Source organism: Paraburkholderia sp. AV2, assembly GCF_054968425.1.
The window spans coordinates 1-18,596 of sequence record NZ_JBANLK010000081.1; the positions used below are offsets into that span (position 1 = coordinate 1).

General features: G+C 65.1%; 19 protein-coding genes. 10 read left to right on the top strand and 9 right to left on the bottom strand.

Features of this window, described 5'->3' with window-relative positions:
- Positions 1 to 25: 25 nt before the first annotated feature.
- The 6 genes from V8683_RS30130 to V8683_RS30155 are packed head-to-tail and all read right to left on the bottom strand — an operon-like array spanning position 26 to position 5,809.
- Positions 26 to 688, bottom strand: a complete 663-nt coding sequence (locus tag V8683_RS30130; RefSeq protein ID WP_411189857.1) for an alanine racemase — start codon at positions 686 to 688, stop codon at positions 26 to 28.
- A complete protein-coding gene (locus V8683_RS30135) occupies positions 685 to 2,289 on the bottom strand; it encodes an acyl-CoA ligase (AMP-forming), exosortase A system-associated (protein ID WP_411189856.1) in 1,605 nt (534 codons plus the stop codon). The genes V8683_RS30130 and V8683_RS30135 overlap by 4 nt, the downstream gene beginning before the upstream one ends.
- A gap of 25 nt (positions 2,290 to 2,314) precedes the next feature.
- Complete coding sequence (locus V8683_RS30140) at positions 2,315 to 3,256, bottom strand: 3-oxoacyl-[acyl-carrier-protein] synthase III C-terminal domain-containing protein (RefSeq protein ID WP_411189855.1); 942 nt, start codon at positions 3,254 to 3,256, stop codon at positions 2,315 to 2,317.
- Between the two features lie 3 nt (positions 3,257 to 3,259).
- Complete coding sequence (locus V8683_RS30145; protein WP_411189854.1) at positions 3,260 to 4,276, bottom strand: beta-ketoacyl-[acyl-carrier-protein] synthase family protein; 1,017 nt, start codon at positions 4,274 to 4,276, stop codon at positions 3,260 to 3,262.
- Positions 4,260 to 4,535 (bottom strand): acyl carrier protein, encoded by a 276-nt coding sequence (locus V8683_RS30150; RefSeq protein WP_310698303.1) that lies wholly within the window; start codon positions 4,533 to 4,535, stop codon positions 4,260 to 4,262. Before V8683_RS30150 ends, V8683_RS30145 begins: the two co-directional genes overlap by 17 nt.
- A 53-nt stretch (positions 4,536 to 4,588) precedes the next feature.
- Positions 4,589 to 5,809 carry an acyl-CoA dehydrogenase family protein gene (locus tag V8683_RS30155; protein WP_411189853.1) on the bottom strand — a complete coding sequence of 407 codons (1,221 nt, stop codon included), beginning with the start codon at positions 5,807 to 5,809 and terminating at the stop codon, positions 4,589 to 4,591.
- Positions 5,810 to 6,053: 244 nt separating this feature from the next.
- Between V8683_RS30155 and V8683_RS30160 the strand changes: the two genes are divergently transcribed.
- Positions 6,054 to 6,890, top strand: a complete 837-nt coding sequence (locus V8683_RS30160) for a FadR/GntR family transcriptional regulator (protein WP_411189852.1) — start codon at positions 6,054 to 6,056, stop codon at positions 6,888 to 6,890.
- 46 nt (positions 6,891 to 6,936) lie between these two features.
- On the opposite strand, the gene V8683_RS30165 is transcribed toward V8683_RS30160, so the two are convergent.
- From V8683_RS30165 to V8683_RS30175, 3 genes are all read right to left on the bottom strand, one after another.
- Positions 6,937 to 8,361, bottom strand: coding sequence for an amidase family protein (locus tag V8683_RS30165; RefSeq protein WP_411189851.1), 1,425 nt, complete (start codon positions 8,359 to 8,361; stop codon positions 6,937 to 6,939).
- 332 nt (positions 8,362 to 8,693) lie between these two features.
- On the bottom strand, positions 8,694 to 9,023 hold the full coding sequence (locus tag V8683_RS30170) for a helix-turn-helix domain-containing protein (protein ID WP_411189850.1): 330 nt from the start codon (positions 9,021 to 9,023) through the stop codon (positions 8,694 to 8,696).
- Between the two features lie 64 nt (positions 9,024 to 9,087).
- A complete protein-coding gene (locus V8683_RS30175) occupies positions 9,088 to 9,438 on the bottom strand; it encodes a helix-turn-helix domain-containing protein (protein WP_411189849.1) in 351 nt (116 codons plus the stop codon).
- Positions 9,439 to 9,604: 166 nt separating this feature from the next.
- Here V8683_RS30175 and urtB point away from each other — a divergent pair, with 166 nt between their 5' ends.
- From urtB to V8683_RS30220, 9 genes are all read left to right on the top strand, one after another.
- A complete protein-coding gene (urtB, locus tag V8683_RS30180; RefSeq protein WP_411189848.1) occupies positions 9,605 to 10,480 on the top strand; it encodes an urea ABC transporter permease subunit UrtB in 876 nt (291 codons plus the stop codon).
- Positions 10,481 to 10,485: 5 nt separating this feature from the next.
- Positions 10,486 to 11,562, top strand: a complete 1,077-nt coding sequence (locus V8683_RS30185; protein ID WP_411189847.1) for a branched-chain amino acid ABC transporter permease — start codon at positions 10,486 to 10,488, stop codon at positions 11,560 to 11,562.
- Positions 11,559 to 12,293, top strand: a complete 735-nt coding sequence (locus V8683_RS30190; RefSeq protein ID WP_411189846.1) for an ABC transporter ATP-binding protein — start codon at positions 11,559 to 11,561, stop codon at positions 12,291 to 12,293. The genes V8683_RS30185 and V8683_RS30190 overlap by 4 nt, the downstream gene beginning before the upstream one ends.
- A complete protein-coding gene (locus tag V8683_RS30195) occupies positions 12,280 to 13,023 on the top strand; it encodes an ABC transporter ATP-binding protein (RefSeq protein ID WP_411189845.1) in 744 nt (247 codons plus the stop codon). The genes V8683_RS30190 and V8683_RS30195 overlap by 14 nt, the downstream gene beginning before the upstream one ends.
- 18 nt (positions 13,024 to 13,041) lie before the next feature.
- Positions 13,042 to 14,220: an ABC transporter substrate-binding protein gene (locus V8683_RS30200; protein ID WP_411189844.1), complete on the top strand. Its 1,179-nt coding sequence runs from the start codon at positions 13,042 to 13,044 to the stop codon at positions 14,218 to 14,220.
- 52 nt (positions 14,221 to 14,272) lie between these two features.
- Positions 14,273 to 15,685 carry an amidase family protein gene (locus V8683_RS30205; RefSeq protein ID WP_411189843.1) on the top strand — a complete coding sequence of 471 codons (1,413 nt, stop codon included), beginning with the start codon at positions 14,273 to 14,275 and terminating at the stop codon, positions 15,683 to 15,685.
- Positions 15,682 to 16,227: an amino acid synthesis family protein gene (locus V8683_RS30210; protein ID WP_411189842.1), complete on the top strand. Its 546-nt coding sequence runs from the start codon at positions 15,682 to 15,684 to the stop codon at positions 16,225 to 16,227. The genes V8683_RS30205 and V8683_RS30210 overlap by 4 nt, the downstream gene beginning before the upstream one ends.
- Positions 16,228 to 16,336: 109 nt before the next feature.
- Positions 16,337 to 17,332, top strand: a complete 996-nt coding sequence (locus V8683_RS30215) for a porin (RefSeq protein WP_411189841.1) — start codon at positions 16,337 to 16,339, stop codon at positions 17,330 to 17,332.
- Positions 17,333 to 17,903: 571 nt separating this feature from the next.
- Complete coding sequence (locus V8683_RS30220; protein ID WP_411189840.1) at positions 17,904 to 18,146, top strand: helix-turn-helix transcriptional regulator; 243 nt, start codon at positions 17,904 to 17,906, stop codon at positions 18,144 to 18,146.
- Positions 18,147 to 18,596: the final 450 nt, after the last annotated feature.

Below are 18,596 nucleotides of genomic sequence, written 5' to 3' on the forward strand. Positions count from 1 at the left end.
AGGTTGCGTTACGGGTTAACAGCCCCTACGAACTCTTTTTGAAACCGTTTCTAAGTCGCTGCGCCTGGATCACTGTCGGCGCATGCAGGCATTGCGAGCCCCAGAAAATGTGAAAACCGCTGAGTGCGACTTCCCGTGCTGCCAGTTCGCGCAGGAGCGTCGGCACCTGATCGACGTCCACGCCGAACGGGGTACCGCCGCCGCCCATGCGCATGCCGCTGTGGCTGACCTGAAAGTCGGGATTGATCCGGATCGCGACACGGGGTTTCACGCCCAGTTCCCATCCCAGTGCGGTGACAAGGCGCAGCTGCGTCTCCGATTCGATATGGATGTTGACGTCGCATGCAACGGCGCGCCGCAGGTCGTCGTGGGACTTGCCGGGGCCGGCGAACCCGATGTCTCCAGGTGGCGCACCCGCATCGAGCGCGAGGGCCATTTCCTGCGCCGAAGCCACGTCGAAGCCGTCGACTTCCCCGCCGAGATGATGAACGACGGACGGCATCGGGTTGGCCTTGATCGAATAGTGGAGCTGCATGTTGCCGGGTATCAGGCGGCGTAGTTCCCGGATGCGTTGCGTGATCGCGGTGCGGTCATAGGCGAAGAACGGTGTGCGCCCGGCGCGTTCGGCAAGCTGGCGGATGTCGGCGCCCCCGAACGGCAGGCCCGGGCTGGAGAGAGAATGGTTCATGATGTCTGTCCGGAGCCTGAAGCGTGGGCCGCGAATGCCGTGCGCAGCGCAGCGCGGTCGAACTTGCCGTTGGCGTTGCGTGGAATCTCCGCACAACGGACGATATCCCGGGGGACCATGTACCGCGGCAGCTGCTTGATGCACCAGTCGCGTACCCCGTCGGTTGTCACTGTGTCGCCTGTCATGACCACCATCAGGGCGACAGCTTCGCCGAGTTCCCCGTCCGGTATGCCGAACGCGGCGACTTCGTCCACGAGACCGCTTGCGTGGACGGTTTCCTCGATTTCCTCGGGGCTGATGCGATAACCGGAGCTTTTGATCTGGGCATCGTTGCGGGCGATGAAATAGAGAAAACCTTCTGCGTCACGCTGCACGAGGTCACCGGACCAGACCGCGGTGTCCCGCTGCGCGCCGCCCGGTTTCACTTCGGGGGATGGGCGATAGCGTTGGGTGGTGCGCGCGGTGTCGTTCCAGTATCCGAGCGTGACAAAGGCGCCTGTGTGCACCAGCTCGCCGGGTTCACCGGGCTCGCATGGCGTACCGTCCGGACGCACGACAAGCACGCGTGCGTTCGGGACGGCCTTGCCGATGGAGTCCGGTCGCCGGTCGACCTCAGCGGGGTCCAGGAATGTCGAGCGGAAGGCCTCGGTGAGGCCATACATCAGGAACGGCTTCGCTCCCGGAAACAACGCCCGCAGTTTCTGCAACACCGGCAGTGGCAGGCGGCCGCCCGTGTTCGCGAAGTAGCGCAGGCGGCGTCGCGCCGCGTCTGACCATGCCGCGCCCGCGAGTTGCATCCACAGCGGCGGCACACCGGTGAGCGCGGTGATGTGCTCGCGCTCGCACGCTGCGATCGCGTCGTGGGCCGTCAGGTAATTCAGGAGAACGGGCGTGGCGCCGGCGGCCCAGGCGGATGTGAGCTGGCTCAGTCCGGCGTCGAAGCTCAGTGGAAGCGCTGCGAGGATGCGGTCTGACGGCCCGTGGCCAAGGTACTCGGCGACGCTCCATGCGCCTTCAAGGAGGTTGCGATGGCTGAGCATCACGCCCTTGGGTAGTCCTGTGGAGCCGGAGGTGTAGAGCAGGGCGGCGAGATCTGTATCGACGCACGCTTTGCAGAAGGTTGTGTCTGCAACGTCATTCGGGGTAACGGCGGTGGTCCAGGGCCAGCGATGAATCCGGCCAGCCGCTTCCAGATTCGCGAGAGGCACGCCGGGCTCATCCACGATGATGACGTCTGCCACGGGCGAGGACCCTGCTTCAGCCAGGGTATGGGCGCGCAAGCCTGATGTGACGAGACATGCCGCGCCGCAGTCGCGCAGCACGTGGCTGACCTGCGCCGGCTTGAGAAGCGGATTGACCGGAACGAACACGCCGCCCGCGGCAGTCGCGCCCAGCATGGCAACGACGGCCTCAACGCGCTTGTCGAGGAAGATCGCGACGCGCGCACCTGGCGGGATGTCGAGCGCGGTCAGGGCATGTCCGAACGCGTGGGCGCTGTTGACCAGTTCCCTGTACGTGACGACGGTCTCTGGGCAGACGAGCGCCTGTGCATCCGGGGTACGCCGTGCGTGTGACTGGACGAGGTCAAGGAGATTTCTCATTGCTGGACTCCGATAGCGTTCCTGGTCAGTGGCGTATGACCATCGCGCCGAAGCAGCCGGCGAGTCCGCTCGAAAACAGCAGCGACGACGTGCCTGGCGCGCGGTGCGGGGACGTACCGAAATTGATGAATGGATCGGCGCCGAACACGTGACCGAATTTCCCGAAGTTCGACGTGACGAGCCGCTCGTGGGGCACGGCCAGCATCGTCATCAGGCGGGACCAGCCAGGAAGGTTGACGTGGTGAGGCAACACGGCCGCGAGATCACGTCCCGTGATCCCGGCCTGCGCGAGGGCGGCGCGCATCGTGGTGAATGCGGACCAGTAGTAGCGGTCATCGGGAACGGGCTGCAGTTCGTCATCCGTGCCGCGAAAATAACGGTGGTCGGTATACAGGTGCAGGCCGGTAATCCGGTTGCGATCGCAATCCCGCTCCAGTAGAAAGGCACACGCACCGTCGCCGTGGAGCGCGAGATCCTCGATCGCACGCAGACGGTCGCATCCGGAACCGATGACGTCTGCACACACCACGATGGCGCGCCGAAGCGGCTGGCCTTCCACCGACAGTGCCTGAAGTACGCGGACTGCGGCCATCGGCGACACGCAGTTCTGCTGCATGACCGAGAACGCAAGTGCGCGTCTCAGGCCCATGTGCGACTGGATGAACGCTGCGGTGCCGGCCGGTGGGGCGAGCACACTGCTCTGGATCGTGTGCGTGTAGACCAGAGCGTCGATGCCCGGGGGCGCGGCGCCAGTCTGTGCGAGCAGCGCCGATACGGCATCGCACGCAAGGCTTACCGGCGATCCAGCTGCCGCGTCATGGAACTGGTGTACACCATTGCGCATCAGTGCTTCGGCCTGCTGCCCGGGGAGCCCGCACCGACGCACCCAGGCATCAGCGTCGACGGTCTGCTCCGGCAGCCGGAAGGCGACGGCAGACAGGGACAGTGTGCTGGCGGACGGGAGCATGGTTCAGCCCGCCTGATATTCGAGAACAGCGCAGGCAGCCTGTCCCTGCAGGCCAGTGGACCACAGCAGTACGTGATCTCCGACGGCGGGCGTGACTACGCTGAGAAACGCGTCGAACTGCGCGAGCGGATCCGCAGCGCAGAGATAACCGATGTCGTTGGGCCCGGCACTCCATGTCCGGTCGGCCGGCAAGCCCGCGCGTGCACCGATCGTGCGGACGAGCGCGGGCGCGATGCAGGGCGGAATGATCCACTGGACTCTACGCGCGGTTAGTCTGGCGGTGCTGCAGGCTTCGTCAATGACGCTGGACAGGGCCTCGTCATCGATCCAGGCTTCGACGCTGCGGCGAAGGGGCGGCGTGCGTACGGTCACGCTGCGCACTGACCAGCCCCCGGCTTGGCCGCGCTGGACAACGGCGGCCGCGGCGCCGTCGCCCAGCGCAGCGACGGTACCGGCCAGACGGGAAAAGGGGGAAAGCCATCGTTCGGCGCCCACGACAAGGACCGACTCGAGGTCCCCGTCTTCGGCCATCATGCCGCGGGCAATCCGAAGTCCCAGGAATGACGCGACACCCTGAAGCTGCCCGACGGCGAGCGGCGGTCGGGTCGACCTGAACTCGCTGTGCAGCCGCCCCGCACATGACATGGCGAGGTCGTGCTCGAGACTGGTCGCGCACACGACGATCTGGTCCACGGTCTGCCTTGCCTCGGACGACGATCGCCGGACTGCCTGCCGGGCGGCCAGCAAAGCCATGTCCGTCAGCGTGATGTTGCGTTCGATCGCTACCTGCTGCGTGGAGGGCGGCCGAAAGGTTTCATCTACGTCATCTGGCGGACAGGCTGCAATCCGCCACCTCAGCACGTCGGAATAGATTGACTGCATGACGACGTCGCGGGAGGACGTGGAGGCCCCGGCCGCACCGCGCAGTTGCGCCTGCGGCGGTACGCGCCCGCTCGGGATGTATCGCGACGTGGTGCTGATGCGCATCGCTGCGCGCGCCGGGTCAGTTGCGCTGCGCATGGGATTGCACGAACGAGACCAGATTGCCGAAGCGCACGAAGAGGTCGGACGAGAGGTCCTCGGGGGCCAGCGTGAAGCCGAAACGCTGTTCGAGCTGCAGCAGCAGTTCGGTCATGTTCATCGAGTCGACGCCCAGATCGAAAAGGTTCGTGTCGTCCGAGATCAACGTCGTGTCCAGGGTACTGCCGATGCTGGCCAGCAGGCAGGTCTTGATGGTGGCCGCGATGTCCTCGCGGGCCGAACTGGGGATCTGCGTCATCGAATGTCTCCGTCAGGGGGAATACTCGGTGGTCGGGTCGTCGTTGCTGCCGGCTACGCGGTATCCCACGGTTGTTGCGGGGACCGGAGCGCAGCTCGCGCGATCATGAGCCGCTGGAAATCACCGGTTCCTTCCATGATGTCGAACGCCTTGGCGTCGCGGTAACCCTGATCCAGCGCGGGATGCGCGGCAACGCCGTCGATCCCGGCCACGTCGATTGCGGTACGCGCTACCCTGGCCGCTACGCGCGAGGCGTAAGCCTTGGTCATCGACGACTCCATGGAGGTCGCAAGTCCCTGGTCGGTTTTCCATGCCGTGCAATGACAGAGGAGCCATGCGGAGGTGATCTGGCGGTCGATGTCGAGCAGGAGCGCGTCAATGTCGGCGACGCGAAGTCGGGGCGCCGCGGGCGTGCCGCCCGCCTCGAGCCAGGCGGCGAGTTCGGCGCGTACGCGGCGGCATGTACCGACCATGACTGCGGAAAGGAGGGGGCGGAAGTAGTCCCACGAGCGCTGCGCGCCCGAGAATGCGTCGTCAAGCGGCTTCTCGTCACCGCGCGCGAGCATGGCGTCGTGTGGCACCTCACAGTCGGTGAACGACAGCATCGCAAGCTGGCTTGCACGCAGGCCGGCCATTTTTTCGATACGCGTGACCGAGAAGCCTGGCGTCTCGCGATCGACCACGAACGCGCGGATGCCGTATCGACCCATCTGCCGGTTGATCGTGGCGAAAGTGATCACGCAGTCTGCGCGGGCGCCGTTGGTGATGAAGCACTTGGTGCCGTTCAGGACCCAGCCGCGGGCGGTTTGGCGCGCCGTGGTGCGCATTGCGGTGGCGTCCGAACCACAATCGGGTTCGGTAATCGCGAATGCGCCCCAGCGTGGGGTGGCGGACTGGAAGCGCTGGAAGAACAGCGCCTGCTGCGCTTCGGAGGCGAGCGCGACGACCGGCGGCATGGCGAGGCCGGGGCCGGGTAGAGCGAGCGCAAGGCTGGCGTCGGCTTCAGCCAGCCACGCCATCAGCGTGGCCTGTGCCACGAGCGACTGGGTTTCACTGCACCCGCCGTAGGCCTCGGGCACAAGGTTCAGGTTGAGGGCGGGAATGTCGTCGGGGTACCAGGGAGGGCCGACGATTTCGCCGCGCGCATCTGACTCGGGACTGACCGCCCGCATGCGCGCGGCGAGCTGTTCGAGATCGAGTCGCCGTGCGGCGAGCGCCGCATGGATATCCTCGATCGCGTGTGCCGGATGCGACGGATGTGCCTGTCGCGTCATGATCTATTCCCCCCAACCGGCGCCTAACGCGCCCAGGCACGGCGACCGCCGGTACGTGTACTGCGCGCGGCCGTCGTGTGAATGGAGCGTAGACAGTGGGCAGTGCAGTCGTCACCCCCGAACCTTCGGAGGGTATACGCTCCGAAGCCGGGGCCTGGCGGGGCAGGATCACGGCGGGGCGGCGGGGGATGGCCGATAATGACGCCTGAACCGAACGACGAATGGCCAACTACGGGTGTGACGTATGGCAGGGCGAAAAGAGACCACAGCAAAAAAGGCAGTGCCGCAGCGGGATAAACGGGGACCACGCACGACCAAGCGAGGCGATCAGGTAGCGGAGCTCATCAAGAGCTGGATTACCGATGGCAAGGTGCGTCCCGGTGTGCGGTTGAACAAGGAAGCGGAGCTTCAGGAGATGTTCAACGTCAGCCGCAGCTCAATGCGCGACGCGCTCAAAGCGCTGGAGGTGCAAGGGCTGGTGAGGCTCAGCACGGGGCCCGAAGGCGGTGCCACGATTACGCGGGTGCCCCTCGCGCGCGCCTTTCAGGCGCTGCAGAACTATCTGTTTTTCGAGAGCATCAGCCTCGAGGACATCTACGCGGTGCGGCGCGTGCTGGAGCCACTATTGGCGGCGGGGGCGGTCGAGCATCTGACAGAGGCGGACCTGGAGGCGCTCGAGCGTAGCGTAGAAGTCTGCGAGCCGTTTGTCGCCAGTCACGAGCACGCGCTGGACCAGCGGCATGAGGACATCCATTTCCATGACGTCCTCGCGCTGGCCAACCCGAATGCGTTCCTGCGCTGCGTTTGCCAGATCATCAACCAGATGCTGCATAGCCTGGTGATCGTCGCCGGCAACGTGACGCAGCATGAGTACCAGGCATTCGGCAGGCAGACGGTCGCGGCCCATCGGGCCATTCTGGATGCCGCGCGACGGCGTGACGCCGCCGCGGTCGAAAAGCTGATGGCGGAGCATATGGACGAAGCTGACGCGCAGCTTCGGAAGGTGCACGCAGCCCTGCGCCAGAAGCTTGTGCTCGACTCGGACCTCGACCTGCGCGCAGGCAAGAAGGACAACCCATAAGTCTGGGCACCGCTGTCAACGGGGCCCGCTGTCGAAGGCGGTGTTCTCAGTGAGGTTTGCAATTTGCCCGGGATGCGGACAGCGAGCGGGCGACGTCAGGCAGTGGTGCGCGCCCGACGGCGAGTTCAAGGATATGGCTCGCCCACAGTACCAGCGCGTCGGCATGACGGCCGCCCACGATCTGGATGCCGAGCGGCAGCCCCCCGGCCGTCGTGCCCGCGAAGACGCTGGCTGCCGGCAGGCCGAGCTGGTTGCACCAGGCCGTGAAGTGGGGAAACAGGTCGTCGCCGGCCGGAAGATCGGCCAGTCTCATCGCAACGCGGGGGTAGACCGGACAGATGACGAGGTCGTACCGTTCGAAGAACAGGTTGACCGCAGCGCCGAGCTCGCCGCGCTCGATCAGGGCGGCCAGCAGTGCCTCACGGGAGATCGCCGCACCCGCATTCGCATAGGCCTGCAACGACGGATCGAGCGATGCTGCGCGGCCGGTGAGGCCGTCCGTGAGCTGGCGGCAGCAGGCAGGCCACAGTGTCGCGTGGACCGCATTGCACCGGGCAATCCCGGGAGGGTCCTCGGACTGTACGTGTGCGCCGAGCTGACGGAACGTGTCGACGGCCTGGAGGACTGCATTCTGGACGTCGGGTTCGGGAGCGACATTGAGCCCCAGCGCCGGACTGTAGGCAATGCGGATACCACCGGGCGTCGGCTGGCATTTGAGGCCCAGCTCGTAGTCGTTCGCCTCGAACGGCAGCGCGTACCAGTCGCGGCTGTCCGGCCGGGTGATCACGGTAAGGAGGCGTGCGGCATCCCCTACGCAGCGGGTCATCGGCCCGACATGGCTCATCAGGCCGAAAGGTCCCCGCGGCGCGTGCGGGACGCGCCCGAAGCTCGGCTTGAAGCCGAAGGTGCCCGTGAAGGCGGCGGGAATCCGGATCGATCCGCCGCCGTCGGTACCGATCGCCGCCGGTCCCATGCCCAGCGCGACCGCTGCGGCCGCGCCACCGCTGCTCCCGCCAGGGGTGCGTTCCCTGTCCCAGGGATTGCGTGTAACGCCGGTGAGTGGGCTGTCGGTGACGATCTTGTGGGCGAAATCCGGCAGCGTGGTTTTCCCGAAGCAGATGGCGCCGACCTCGCGCAACCGGGCGACACAGGGGCTGTCCATCGTCGATGGGGACGCATCCGTTGCACGGGATCCATAACGCGTGGCCAGGCCCGCGACCGCCACGTTATCCTTGATGCTGACCGGTATGCCATCCAGTGGGCCGAGAGGCTGTTTGCGTTGCCACCTTTCCTCGGAAGCACGGGCCATGTCGACGGCATCCGCAGCGATCTGGCAAAAGGCATTGACGGAGGGGTCGAGCAACTCGATGCGTTTCAGAACGGCTTTGACGGCGTCTATCGGGGAGGCTTTGCCTGCGCGATACAGGTTATTAAGCTCCTGAATTGTCAGATTGCAGATATCGCCGTCCATGTCGCCTCCATTAATAGTCATAAATAGACCATAAACGGGACACTTAACCGTGTCAAGTATTCGCGGCCCTGGCAAAAATCAGGGTTAACCAGTCAATTTACGAGGTTGACATCGCAATTCTGAGCACGTAAATTTTATCATCATAAATCGATGAGCTTCGAGTGCGAGCGCAACCAGCCCCAGTCTGGGCCGGGGGTGTGACGAAGGTTTGACGCGCGTCGCGGGGCAGATCGGCGCGCGTCCCGCCGGGTGCCTGAACGTGAAGTTGGGATGCGGATCAACGCCGGTATTGGCGCGATGTTCGCTGGCAGGAAAACTAAGACAATCTTAGTTTATGCTTGGGCCAGTTTCTCTGCGCAGGCGAGGAGCGCTTTCTTTTTCTCCTTGCTGAGCCGGCCCGCGATCGCCAGCAGGTTCGCGAGCACTTCGTCGTCCTCGTAGAGGAAACCAGTGGGAACGAGCAGCGCCCGCGCCAGACGCTGGCTTGTCTGTATGGCCGGCGCGTGCTTGCCCTTTTCGTACTGGTTGACGCGGGTGCTGGCGGAAAATTCGTCGATACCCGCCTGGATGCCAAGCTGCTCCTGGGTGAGGCCCGAGCGAAGGCGCGCCTGTTTCAGGCGTCTGGGGAAGACGGTATCGGGGGTCGGTGTGTCGCGCGGCATCCGGCGAGTTTCCCGGATTCGCTCGGGGTTTTTACTAAGTAACTCTTAGTCATGAGACTAAAGTTTATTTTGCTTTTCGGGGTGGGGGAGATGAGCGTGCGAATGCTTCGGCATCGGCAAGAAGGATTTTCTTCCTGTCGCGGGTGAGACGGCCAGCCGTGGCGAGGAGGGATGCGAGCAGATCGTCCTCTTCGTAAAGAAAGGAAGTCGGAACGTGGAGCGCCTTCGCCAGACGTTGGCCGGTCGCGAGATGGGGCAGGTGCTTGCCCCTTTCGTACTGGTTGATGCGGGCGCTTGCCGAAAACTCGTCGATTCCCGCGCGAATGCCGAGTTGCTCCTGCGTCAGGCCCGAGCGTAGACGGGCCTGTTTGAGGCGCTTGGCAAAAACGGAGGAAATAGTGTCGGGACCCGGCATCCCCCGAGTCTCTGGCAATTTTTTGCCGTTTTTACTAAGAGTTACTTAGTCTGTGGGCTAAGAATTACTTTGGAACGGGTGGGCTGGCAAGCAAAGCCAGAGCGCTGCGCGGATGCGCGATCTCCGGAGTGGATTCGAAAGCGAACATGAAGACCTGGATATTGCAATGACAACGACGCTGAACATCCTGAGTTACGTGAGCATTCTTGCGCTGGTGGCGCTTGGCCTGGCCATCATTTTTGGCATGATGGACATCGTGAACCTGGCGCACGCCGAGTGGGTCACGATTGGGGCCTATACGCTGGCCGTCGTTCAGGCGGTGGCCGGGGCTCGGGGCTACTGGCTCGCCCTGGTCGCGGCCCCCGTCGTGGGTGCGGCACTCGGCTGGTGTCTCGAGCGACTGGTTATCCGGCTGCTTTACGACCGGCCCCTCGACACGCTGCTCGCAACGTATGCGGTCAGCCTGATCCTGCAGAAGGTACTGGAGCTTGTTTTCGGTACCCAGCCCATGCTGGTGTACACGCCGTTTGACGGTGCGTTGCCGATTCCTGGTGGAAATTATCCCGCCTACCGCGTCTTCGTAATCGTCGTGGCGCTGGCGGTCACTGCTGGCTGCTGGCTGCTCTTCACCCGTACCCGCTTCGGCACACAACTGCGCGCCGTGATCCAGCACCCCACGATGGCGGAAGCCGTGGGTATCAATACGAGGCGCCTGAACCGGATCGCCTTCTCGGGTGGTGCGGCACTCGCATCGCTCGCCGGTGTGCTCGTCGCACCCATGGTGTCGGTCGAGTCCCACATGGGCGTCTCATATCTCGCCAAGGCGTTTTTTGTGATCGTGCTGGGCGGTATTGGCTCCATCGCGGGCAGCATCGTCGGCAGTGTGGCCATCGGTACCGCCGAGACCCTGCTCAGCTATCGCGTCGATCCCTCGCTGGCGTCAGCCATCGTGCTTGTCCTCTCCATCATCGTCATCCGGTTCCGGCCGCAGGGCCTCATCCCGGGGTTCAGTGCAGCCCATCAGCTTCTCGGTAAAGGATAAATCGTATGTATGGGAAACATGCAGGCCGCCTGCGGCTCTGGCTTTCACAGTCGCCACTCGGGGCCGGGGACGCTCCACCCATGCTGACGTGGGGCGCGGCCGTAGTCGCCGTGACCCTGCTGCCGCTGTTTGTCAGCCCCTGGTTCCTGTCGACGGTGCGTGACGCGCTGGTCATGGGCATCCTGGCGCTCAGCTATGACCTGCTCTGGGGACGCGCGGGCATCCTCACGCTCGGACACACGACATTTCTCGGACTCGGCGCCTATGGCTTTGCCATTGCGACGGTGCAGTTTGCGCAGACGCCTGCGATCGGACTGATCTGCGCAGTGGGATGCGCCGCGATGGTTGCGGCCGTGATCGGCTACTTCCTGCTGTTTGCAGGCGTCAGGCTGCATTTCTTTGCCATCATCAGTCTTGCCGTGCTGATCGTTGCACAGCAGCTTGCCGTGAGCTGGCAGTCGGTCACAGGAGGTGACACAGGAATCCTCGGCATCCCCGCACTCTCGTTTGCCATCGGCAGCTACACAGTCGACCTCGGCACGCCTGCTGCCTCCTGGTATGCCGTGTCCGTGGTTCTGCTGGCGGCGACCGCACTCCTGTGGTTGCTGTGTCGCAGCCGGTACGGCAAGGTACTCGATGCGATCGCTGGGAACGAATGGCGCGCAAAGGCATGCGGATACAACTCCTCGTTTCATCTGCTGATGGTCTTCATCACCTCGGCGATGCTGGCGGCCGTGGCCGGTGCGCTGATGGGCGCCTGCTCGGGCGTCGTCGGGCCTGATGTTTTCTCGCCGCTGCTGTCGACCGAGGTGATTCTCTGGGTGGCCATCGGCGGCCGCGGAAAGACCGGAGGACCCGTCGCCGCCGCCGTCGTCCTGACGCTGGTCAAACAGGTCGTGTCGAGCTACAGCACAGACGGCTGGCCACTGATTCTTGGTGGCCTTTTTCTCGCCTGTGTGCTTTTCCTGCCTGACGGCGTGCGGGCGTCTGGTCTCGTGCGCGCCGTGCGTCGCATCGCACGGGCCGCGTCGAGCACTCCAGTGGTCCATCGCGCGGGTCACGCGCAGGAGGAGCGGCAATGAGCGCTCCCTTTCTCCAGGGCGTGGGTCTGTCCCGGGCGTTCGGTGGCATCAAGGCCGTAGCCGGCGTCGATATCGCGATCGGTTCTCGTGACCTGCTGTGCGTGATAGGGCCGAACGGCGCCGGTAAAAGCACGCTCGTGGGTCTGCTCTCCGGCGCCATCGCGGCCGGCAGCGGCGAGCTGTATCTGGACGGCGAGCGGATGACGGGCCGTCCGATGCATCAGTTTTGCCGCCGTGGCGTGGTGCGCAAGTTTCAGGGCACCAACACCTTTCTGGCGATGAGCGCGCGCGACAACCTGATGGTTGCCGGGATGGGCGTTGCAGCGCACCGTGATTCACCGATGCCGGACCCCGATGCAGTGCTGGAGGAGGTCGGCCTGTTGGCAGAGGCCGGCCAGCTTGCCTCGCACCTCTCTCATGGCGAGCGGCAGTGGCTGGAAATCGGCATGGCCATCATGTGCCAGCCCACGCTGCTGCTGCTGGATGAGCCGGCGGCCGGTCTGTCCACGAAGGACGCACAGCGTCTCGTTCGCCTCATCCACCGGTTGCGTGAGCGGTGCGCTGTACTTGCGATCGAGCACGACCTCGGCTTCGTGCAGGCCCTGTCCTGCGAGACCTGGGTAATGCACCGGGGCGAGGTGGTGCGCCGGGGATCGTTCGCGCAGATAGCGGGGGACCCGGAGATCCGCCGCATCTATCTGGGCAGGGGGGCCGCTCATGCTGCGCATTGAGAACCTGTGCGCCGGTTATGGCGACGTGGACGTGATCCATCAGCTCTCGCTGGACGTGCTGCCCAACGAGGTTGTCGGGGTGCTGGGATGCAATGGCGCAGGCAAGTCCACGCTGGTGAAAGCAATCATGGGACTGCTTCCGCGCGCGAGCGGCGCGGTGCGCTTCCTGGAGCAGCCGCTCAACGGGTTGCGCACGCATGAGATTGCCCGCCGGGGCATCGGTCTCGTGCCCCAGGGGCGCTGGATCTTTCCCAGGCTCACCGTACGCGAAAACCTGCTGATGGGCACGCAGGCCGCAGGCGGTGCCGGCATCCTCGACGAGGTGTTTGACTATTTCCCCGTGCTCAAGCAGCGACTTTCCCAGCAGGGCGGAACGCTCTCCGGTGGAGAGCAGCAGGTGCTCGCGATATCCCGTGCGTTGTGTGGCCGTCCCAGGCTGCTGCTGCTCGACGAGCCCTCCGACGGCGTGCAGCCGAACCTGGTCGAGCGCATCGGCGAAGTCATTCCCGAACTGTGTCGCCGCTCGAAGCTCGCCGTTCTCCTGGTCGAGCAGAACCTCGACCTCGTCCTGCAGAGCGCGCAGCGTTGCATCGTGCTCAGCAACGGCCGGCTCGTGCATGCCGGCCCGGTTGAGCCACCGCGCAACGGGATGGAGGAGCACCCGCTCGCGCGCTGGCTCTCTCCGGCGGTTGACGCCGCGGGAGACCTTCGTACCGAAAACATCCAGTAACCACCAGAGAGACCACGCATGAACCGACGTGAATTTTCCCGAACCGTGCTGCTTGGTGCAGCCGCCTCCCTCGCCACATCGGTCGTTTCTCCGTTCGCGCGTGCAGCCGAGCCGCTGAAGATAGGACTGCTCGCGCCACTGAGCGGACCCCTGACGCGAGTGGGGCAGACGAACCGCAACTGCGCCGCGCTGGCCGTGGACGAGATCAACGCAGCGGGCGGCCTGCTCGGACGGCCACTGCAGCTGAGTGTCGAGGACACACAGATGTCGACGGCTGTGACGCTGGAAAAGGCACGGCAGCTCTTCATGCGCGACGACGTTGCGATGATCACCGGCATGGTGCTGCCGTCGGAGCGCGAAGCGGCCCTTCAGGCGGCGAGGTCGGCCCGCAAGCTCGTGGTCTATCCGAACTTCGACGAGGGGCGGTGTGATCCACAGCTGCTCACGACGGGCCTTGCTGCAAGCCAGCGCATCGATCCGCTTATCGCGTGGCTCATGCGCGATGGTGGGCGCTCCGTCTGCGCAGTCGTCTCGGACATCGGCAGTAACCGGAAGGTACTGATCCCACAGCTGCAGGCGGCAGTGACCCGGCACGGCGGAAAGTTTCTCGACGTCTACTGGTTGCCGTTCGGCACGCGTGATTACGGCGCGGTCCTGCAGCGCGTCGCCAGTGCGGGCCCCCAGATCGTGTGGCACAGCATCGGCGACGATCCGGTGACCTTCGTCAAGCAGTACCGCTCGTTCGCGATGAAGCCGCCGCTCGTGACGGACATCGCGCATGAATCGCTGTCGATTGCGACGACCGGCGCATCGACGGGCGCGATCGGCGTGTCGTCGTATTTCATGAGCATCGACAACCCGGAAAACGAAGCGTTCCTTGCGCGCTATACGGCGCATTACGCCGACGCGCGCGATCCTCGCCTAGGCCGGCATGCAGTGGTGCTGCCGCATGGGGAGAACACGTACGCGGGTATCCGGCTCTTTGCCGAGGCGGTGAAGTCGACCGCAAGCGTAGACGCGGCCCGCGTCCGTGCCGCGTTGCCGGCGGTGTCCGTTGCGTTGCCGCGCGGCAGGACCGGGTTGAGCCACGACGGTGGTCATGTCCTCTGCCAGACCCGGATCGGTCAGGCGCTCGCCGACAACAGTTTTTCGATTCTCGACTCCACGGGGCCGGTCACACCGGCCTGCGAGGGATAGCCACGGCTCGCGTCGGTGGTCCGTTTTCATATGAATCAATCAGGACTACAGAATGGATGACATAGTGATGCTGAATGCGGCCCAGCTGCTGGCCGGTTACCGGCAGCGGCGACTGTCGCCTGTCGAAGTCATGTGTGCGGTGCTCGACCGGATCACGAGACTCGATCCGGCGGTCAATGCGTTCTGTGCGCTTGACGAGGAGGGCGCGCTCAAGGCCGCCGGAGAATCGGAGCGCCGCTGGCTGAAGGGCGAGTCATGCGGCCCGCTCGACGGCGTGCCTGTCTCTGTGAAGGATCTCGTGGCGGTGGGGGGACTCCCGACGCGATATGGGTCGTGGACGTCGTCGCCGGACCGGGAGTACGAGGATGCGCCGGCCGTCGCGCGGCTACGCAGCGCGGGCGCCATTCTGTTTGGCAAGACGACGACCTCCGAGTTCGGCAACAAGATCGTCACCGACTGCCCCCTGACGGGCGCCACCCGCAACCCCTGGAATACGCAACTGTCATCCGGCGGTAGCAGCGGGGGATCCGCTGTTGCCGTGGCACTCGGCATGGGACCGCTCTCGCTCGCGACGGACGGCGGGGGCTCGATCCGGATTCCAGCGTGCTGGAGCGGAGTGGTGGGTTTCAAGCCGACATTTGCACTGGTGCCGGCAGGCAGGGCCGCGTCGTGGACGGCACTGTCCACGCTCGGGCCGATCGCGCGCACCGTTCGCGATGCCGCGCTGATGCTCGACGCCATGGCGGGTGCCCATGACGGATATCCCGGCACCGGCGCGCCACCGTGCTATACGGCCGCCCTTGACGGCGGAGTCGCCGGCTTGCGGATCGCGTACTGCGCGTCGCCTGGCGGCATTGAGGTGGAACCGGACATTGCGGCGAGCGTCAGCAGGGCCGCAGACGCGTTCGCCGGACTCGGCGCGACAGTCGTGCCGGCCGATGTCGAACCGGTCGCAGATTATTACGGCGACGGCCGTATGCATTCGATCCAGTGGTCAGTGTTCTTCGCGCAGCGTGTCCGTCACATGGAGCTGGCTGACCGGACCCTGCTTGATCCAGAACTGCTGGCTCTGGCGGAAGCTGGGGCGCAGATCGATACAGCGACGTTTGCCGACGCCCTGCTCGCGAGGCACGCGCTCGGCGCCGCGATAGAGGCTTTCTTCGCGCAATACGACCTGCTGATCACGCCGACCTTCCATCGCGGCCCGCCACCGGTTCCCGGCTTGCCCGGTCATATGCGCTCGGCGCCGTTTCTGACTGCGTGGTGCAACCAGGCCAGCGTACCCGCCATATCCGTGCCCTGTGGCTTTGCCGGTGGGATGCCGGTCGGCGTACAGATCGTTGGCCGACGTGGATGTGATGCGCTGGTGCTGCGGGCCGCACATGCGTATGAGCGCGCGAGAGGCGATTTCCCATCGCCGGACGTGAGGCTGCTCGGGGCCGGCGCGACGGAGACGGAATCATGAGCCTCACCGTGACGCGCGTCGTTATCCAGCTTGTCGAGCGGTGCGCCGAACTGGACACGCCGCTGACATCGCCCCACCGGCTGGTGGTTGCGGCGGCGGTGCTCAGGCCCGCGTTCGCCGACATCGACGATGACCTCACGGTCCTGTGTGCGCTCGGCGACGACCTCGGCCGGATGCTCACCGGTCGCGCGCTGCAGGCCCTTGGCTGCGCGCCTGCCGCGGTGCAGGCATACGGCAAGGCCGCGCTCGTCGGAATGGACGTTCCGCTCGAATGGGGCGCTGCGCTGCTCCATCCACGTCTGGGCAAAGCCGTACGCGCGTGTCTTCCAGGCGCGACGTCGATCATGCCATCGGTCACGAAGCGCGCGACGGCCGGTGCGACTGTCGATATCCCGCTGCACGGGACCGCGGACATGTGGAGCTTCGACCACTTCGACACGGTGAGCCTGTCGGTGGCCGATTCACCGGGTCCGGCCGAACTGCTGGTCGCCGTCGCGCTCGCCGACAGCGGCAGGCCGCTGGCCCGGGTGAGGCCGGCATGAGGTGCAGGCGACAGGGTTGGCCGGCTGCGCGGCAGCGTCACACAGAACATTCACAGGCGAAGAAAGAGAGACCATGGGCTGGGACAGGCGAGGAACGTTGGGGAAAGGAATGGCAGCACTCGGACTGTGTGCTGTGGCGGGCGCCGCGCAGGCGCAATCGTCGGTATCGCTATATGGGCTTGCTGACGCGTTCGCGGGGGTGATACGCACGCCGGGTTCGTCGAATGCATGGCAGGTTGGATCGGGTGGCATGTCGACGTCGTACTGGGGAATGTCGGGCGCGGAAGATCTGGGCGGCGGGCTCAAGGCGATCTTTACGCTCGAGAGCTTCTACCGGATCAATGGCGGGCAGGTCGGCTCGTTCGATGGACAGTCGTTCTTCGGGCGGCGGGCATTCGTGGGGTTGAGCGGGAAGTTCGGGCAGTTGACCCTCGGCCGCAACGACGCGCCGCTGTTCGTCTCCACGCTGCTGTTCAATCCGTTCGGCAATTCGTTCGTTTTCTCGCCGATGGTGGTCCACACCTTCCTCGGGTCGGCAATGGGCGCGGCGTCGGTGCAGAGTGATACGGCGATCGACGACTCGATCGCCTGGCAGACGCCGGAAGTGGCTGGCCTGTCGGGCTGTCTGCTGTACAGCAATGCCGGGGTCGCGGGCCACGCCGGGCAGGCGAACTACAGCGCGAACCTGCTGTACTTTGCCGGGCCGTTCTCGGCGACGGCCGCAGTGCAGAGCCTGCACACCGCGTCGCTGTTCCTGAACGGCGCGACGGAGCAGACCGCATGGCTCGTGGGCGGCGCTTACCGCCTGCGGGCCGTGAAGCTTTACTTCCAGTACGAACGCGTAACGAACAACAACGACCTGACCGACGATACCGTGCAGGTCGGGGCAAGCGCGCAGGTCGGGACGGGCAGCGTGCTGGCATCGTGGGCGGGAACACGGCGACGCCCGCAGCAGGGCAGCGATATACGCTGGTCGACGGTGGCACTCGGATACGACTATCCGCTTTCGAAACGGACGGACGTCTATGCGGCGTGGCGCTACGACACGATGAGTAGCGTGTCGTCGGGCAACAGCCTCGGTGCAGGTATCCGGATGAAGTTCTAGGTGACCCCGGCGCGGGGTTGAACGCTCATGGCTTTGACACGCTGTCTCTCGTCCCCGACACGGTGGCTTGTCCCGGCCATACAGGCGGCCAGTTCATCAAGATAGCGTTCGGCCCGCGCTGTCATGGCAACGATCGCTTCGACCGCTCCGCGCGCTACCCGTATTCCGTTTCCAGGAGATTGAATTCTTCAGCGGCCGGTACATCCGGCTGCTTTCCGCATCTGCAGTGCGGCGCGATCGAGGGATGCAGTGCTACGAGCCGGAGCCCCGGCCGTGGATCATGCGCCTGCCGTCGCGCAGATATTCGCTTTCAGGGATGAGCCGGCTCGAAGCGATGAACTGCGCGCAAAGCTTTCTGGCTGCTGATCGCGGTCAGTGCTGGTCATAAGGTTCTCCCTGAAACGCACCCATTAGAGCCGATTCGGTTGTCATGATGCGGTTGCGCGCCCGGTGTCCGCCTCCCGACGGGAGCCCCCGCCGATAAGACGGGTTTGGCCGTGAGCGGCGCGCGCTGCTTGAATGCCCTCGTGTCCCGCCCGTTACGGGCAGGAATGTTTCCTGGGGGCTAGTCATGACAATCGATAATGCGGGCGCGGGCGATATTCTGTGCCGCCGGCAGGTCGAAATGCGCACGGGTCTGTCGCGCTCGACCATCTACCGACGTATGCAGTCGGGCACGTTTCCGCCGGCTGTCCAGCTCGGTGGCCGCCTGGTGGGATGGCGGCTAGCCGACATCGAAGCGTTCCTCGCGAATCCTGCGCGCTATCGCGTGCCTGCACACCTGCGCCCGCAGGGCGCGGGAGGCCGGTCATGAGCCGGAATATGGCTACGGCACCGCTCGGACTGCGTCTGGCGAATTGGGGTAACGCAGCGCGTGGTGTGTACGATCGGATCGATGCCGCGAGGATCACAAAGGCCTGGGAGACATTACATCCACGGCATCGCGACATGCTGCGTATGGTGTATCTCTGGCACGCCGATCGTGAGGTCATATGCCGACGGCTGCGCATACCCCGCCGGCCCGCGCAACGATTTGCACTGGAGCTGGCGGCCGCACACGCGGCCCTCGCACGGGCATTGGAGACCGAAAACCTCGATCGCGACACTCACCCACCGGGGCCCGACTGCAGACATTAAGGTGCTCGCGCGGCTGGCGTCGAGCGTTCTTTTCATGCCACGCGGCATGGTGCAGCAGTGGGGTGGTACATGCGAGCAATCGTCAATAGTGGTGTACGGGCGGGACGGCATGATCAGGCGGCCAGCG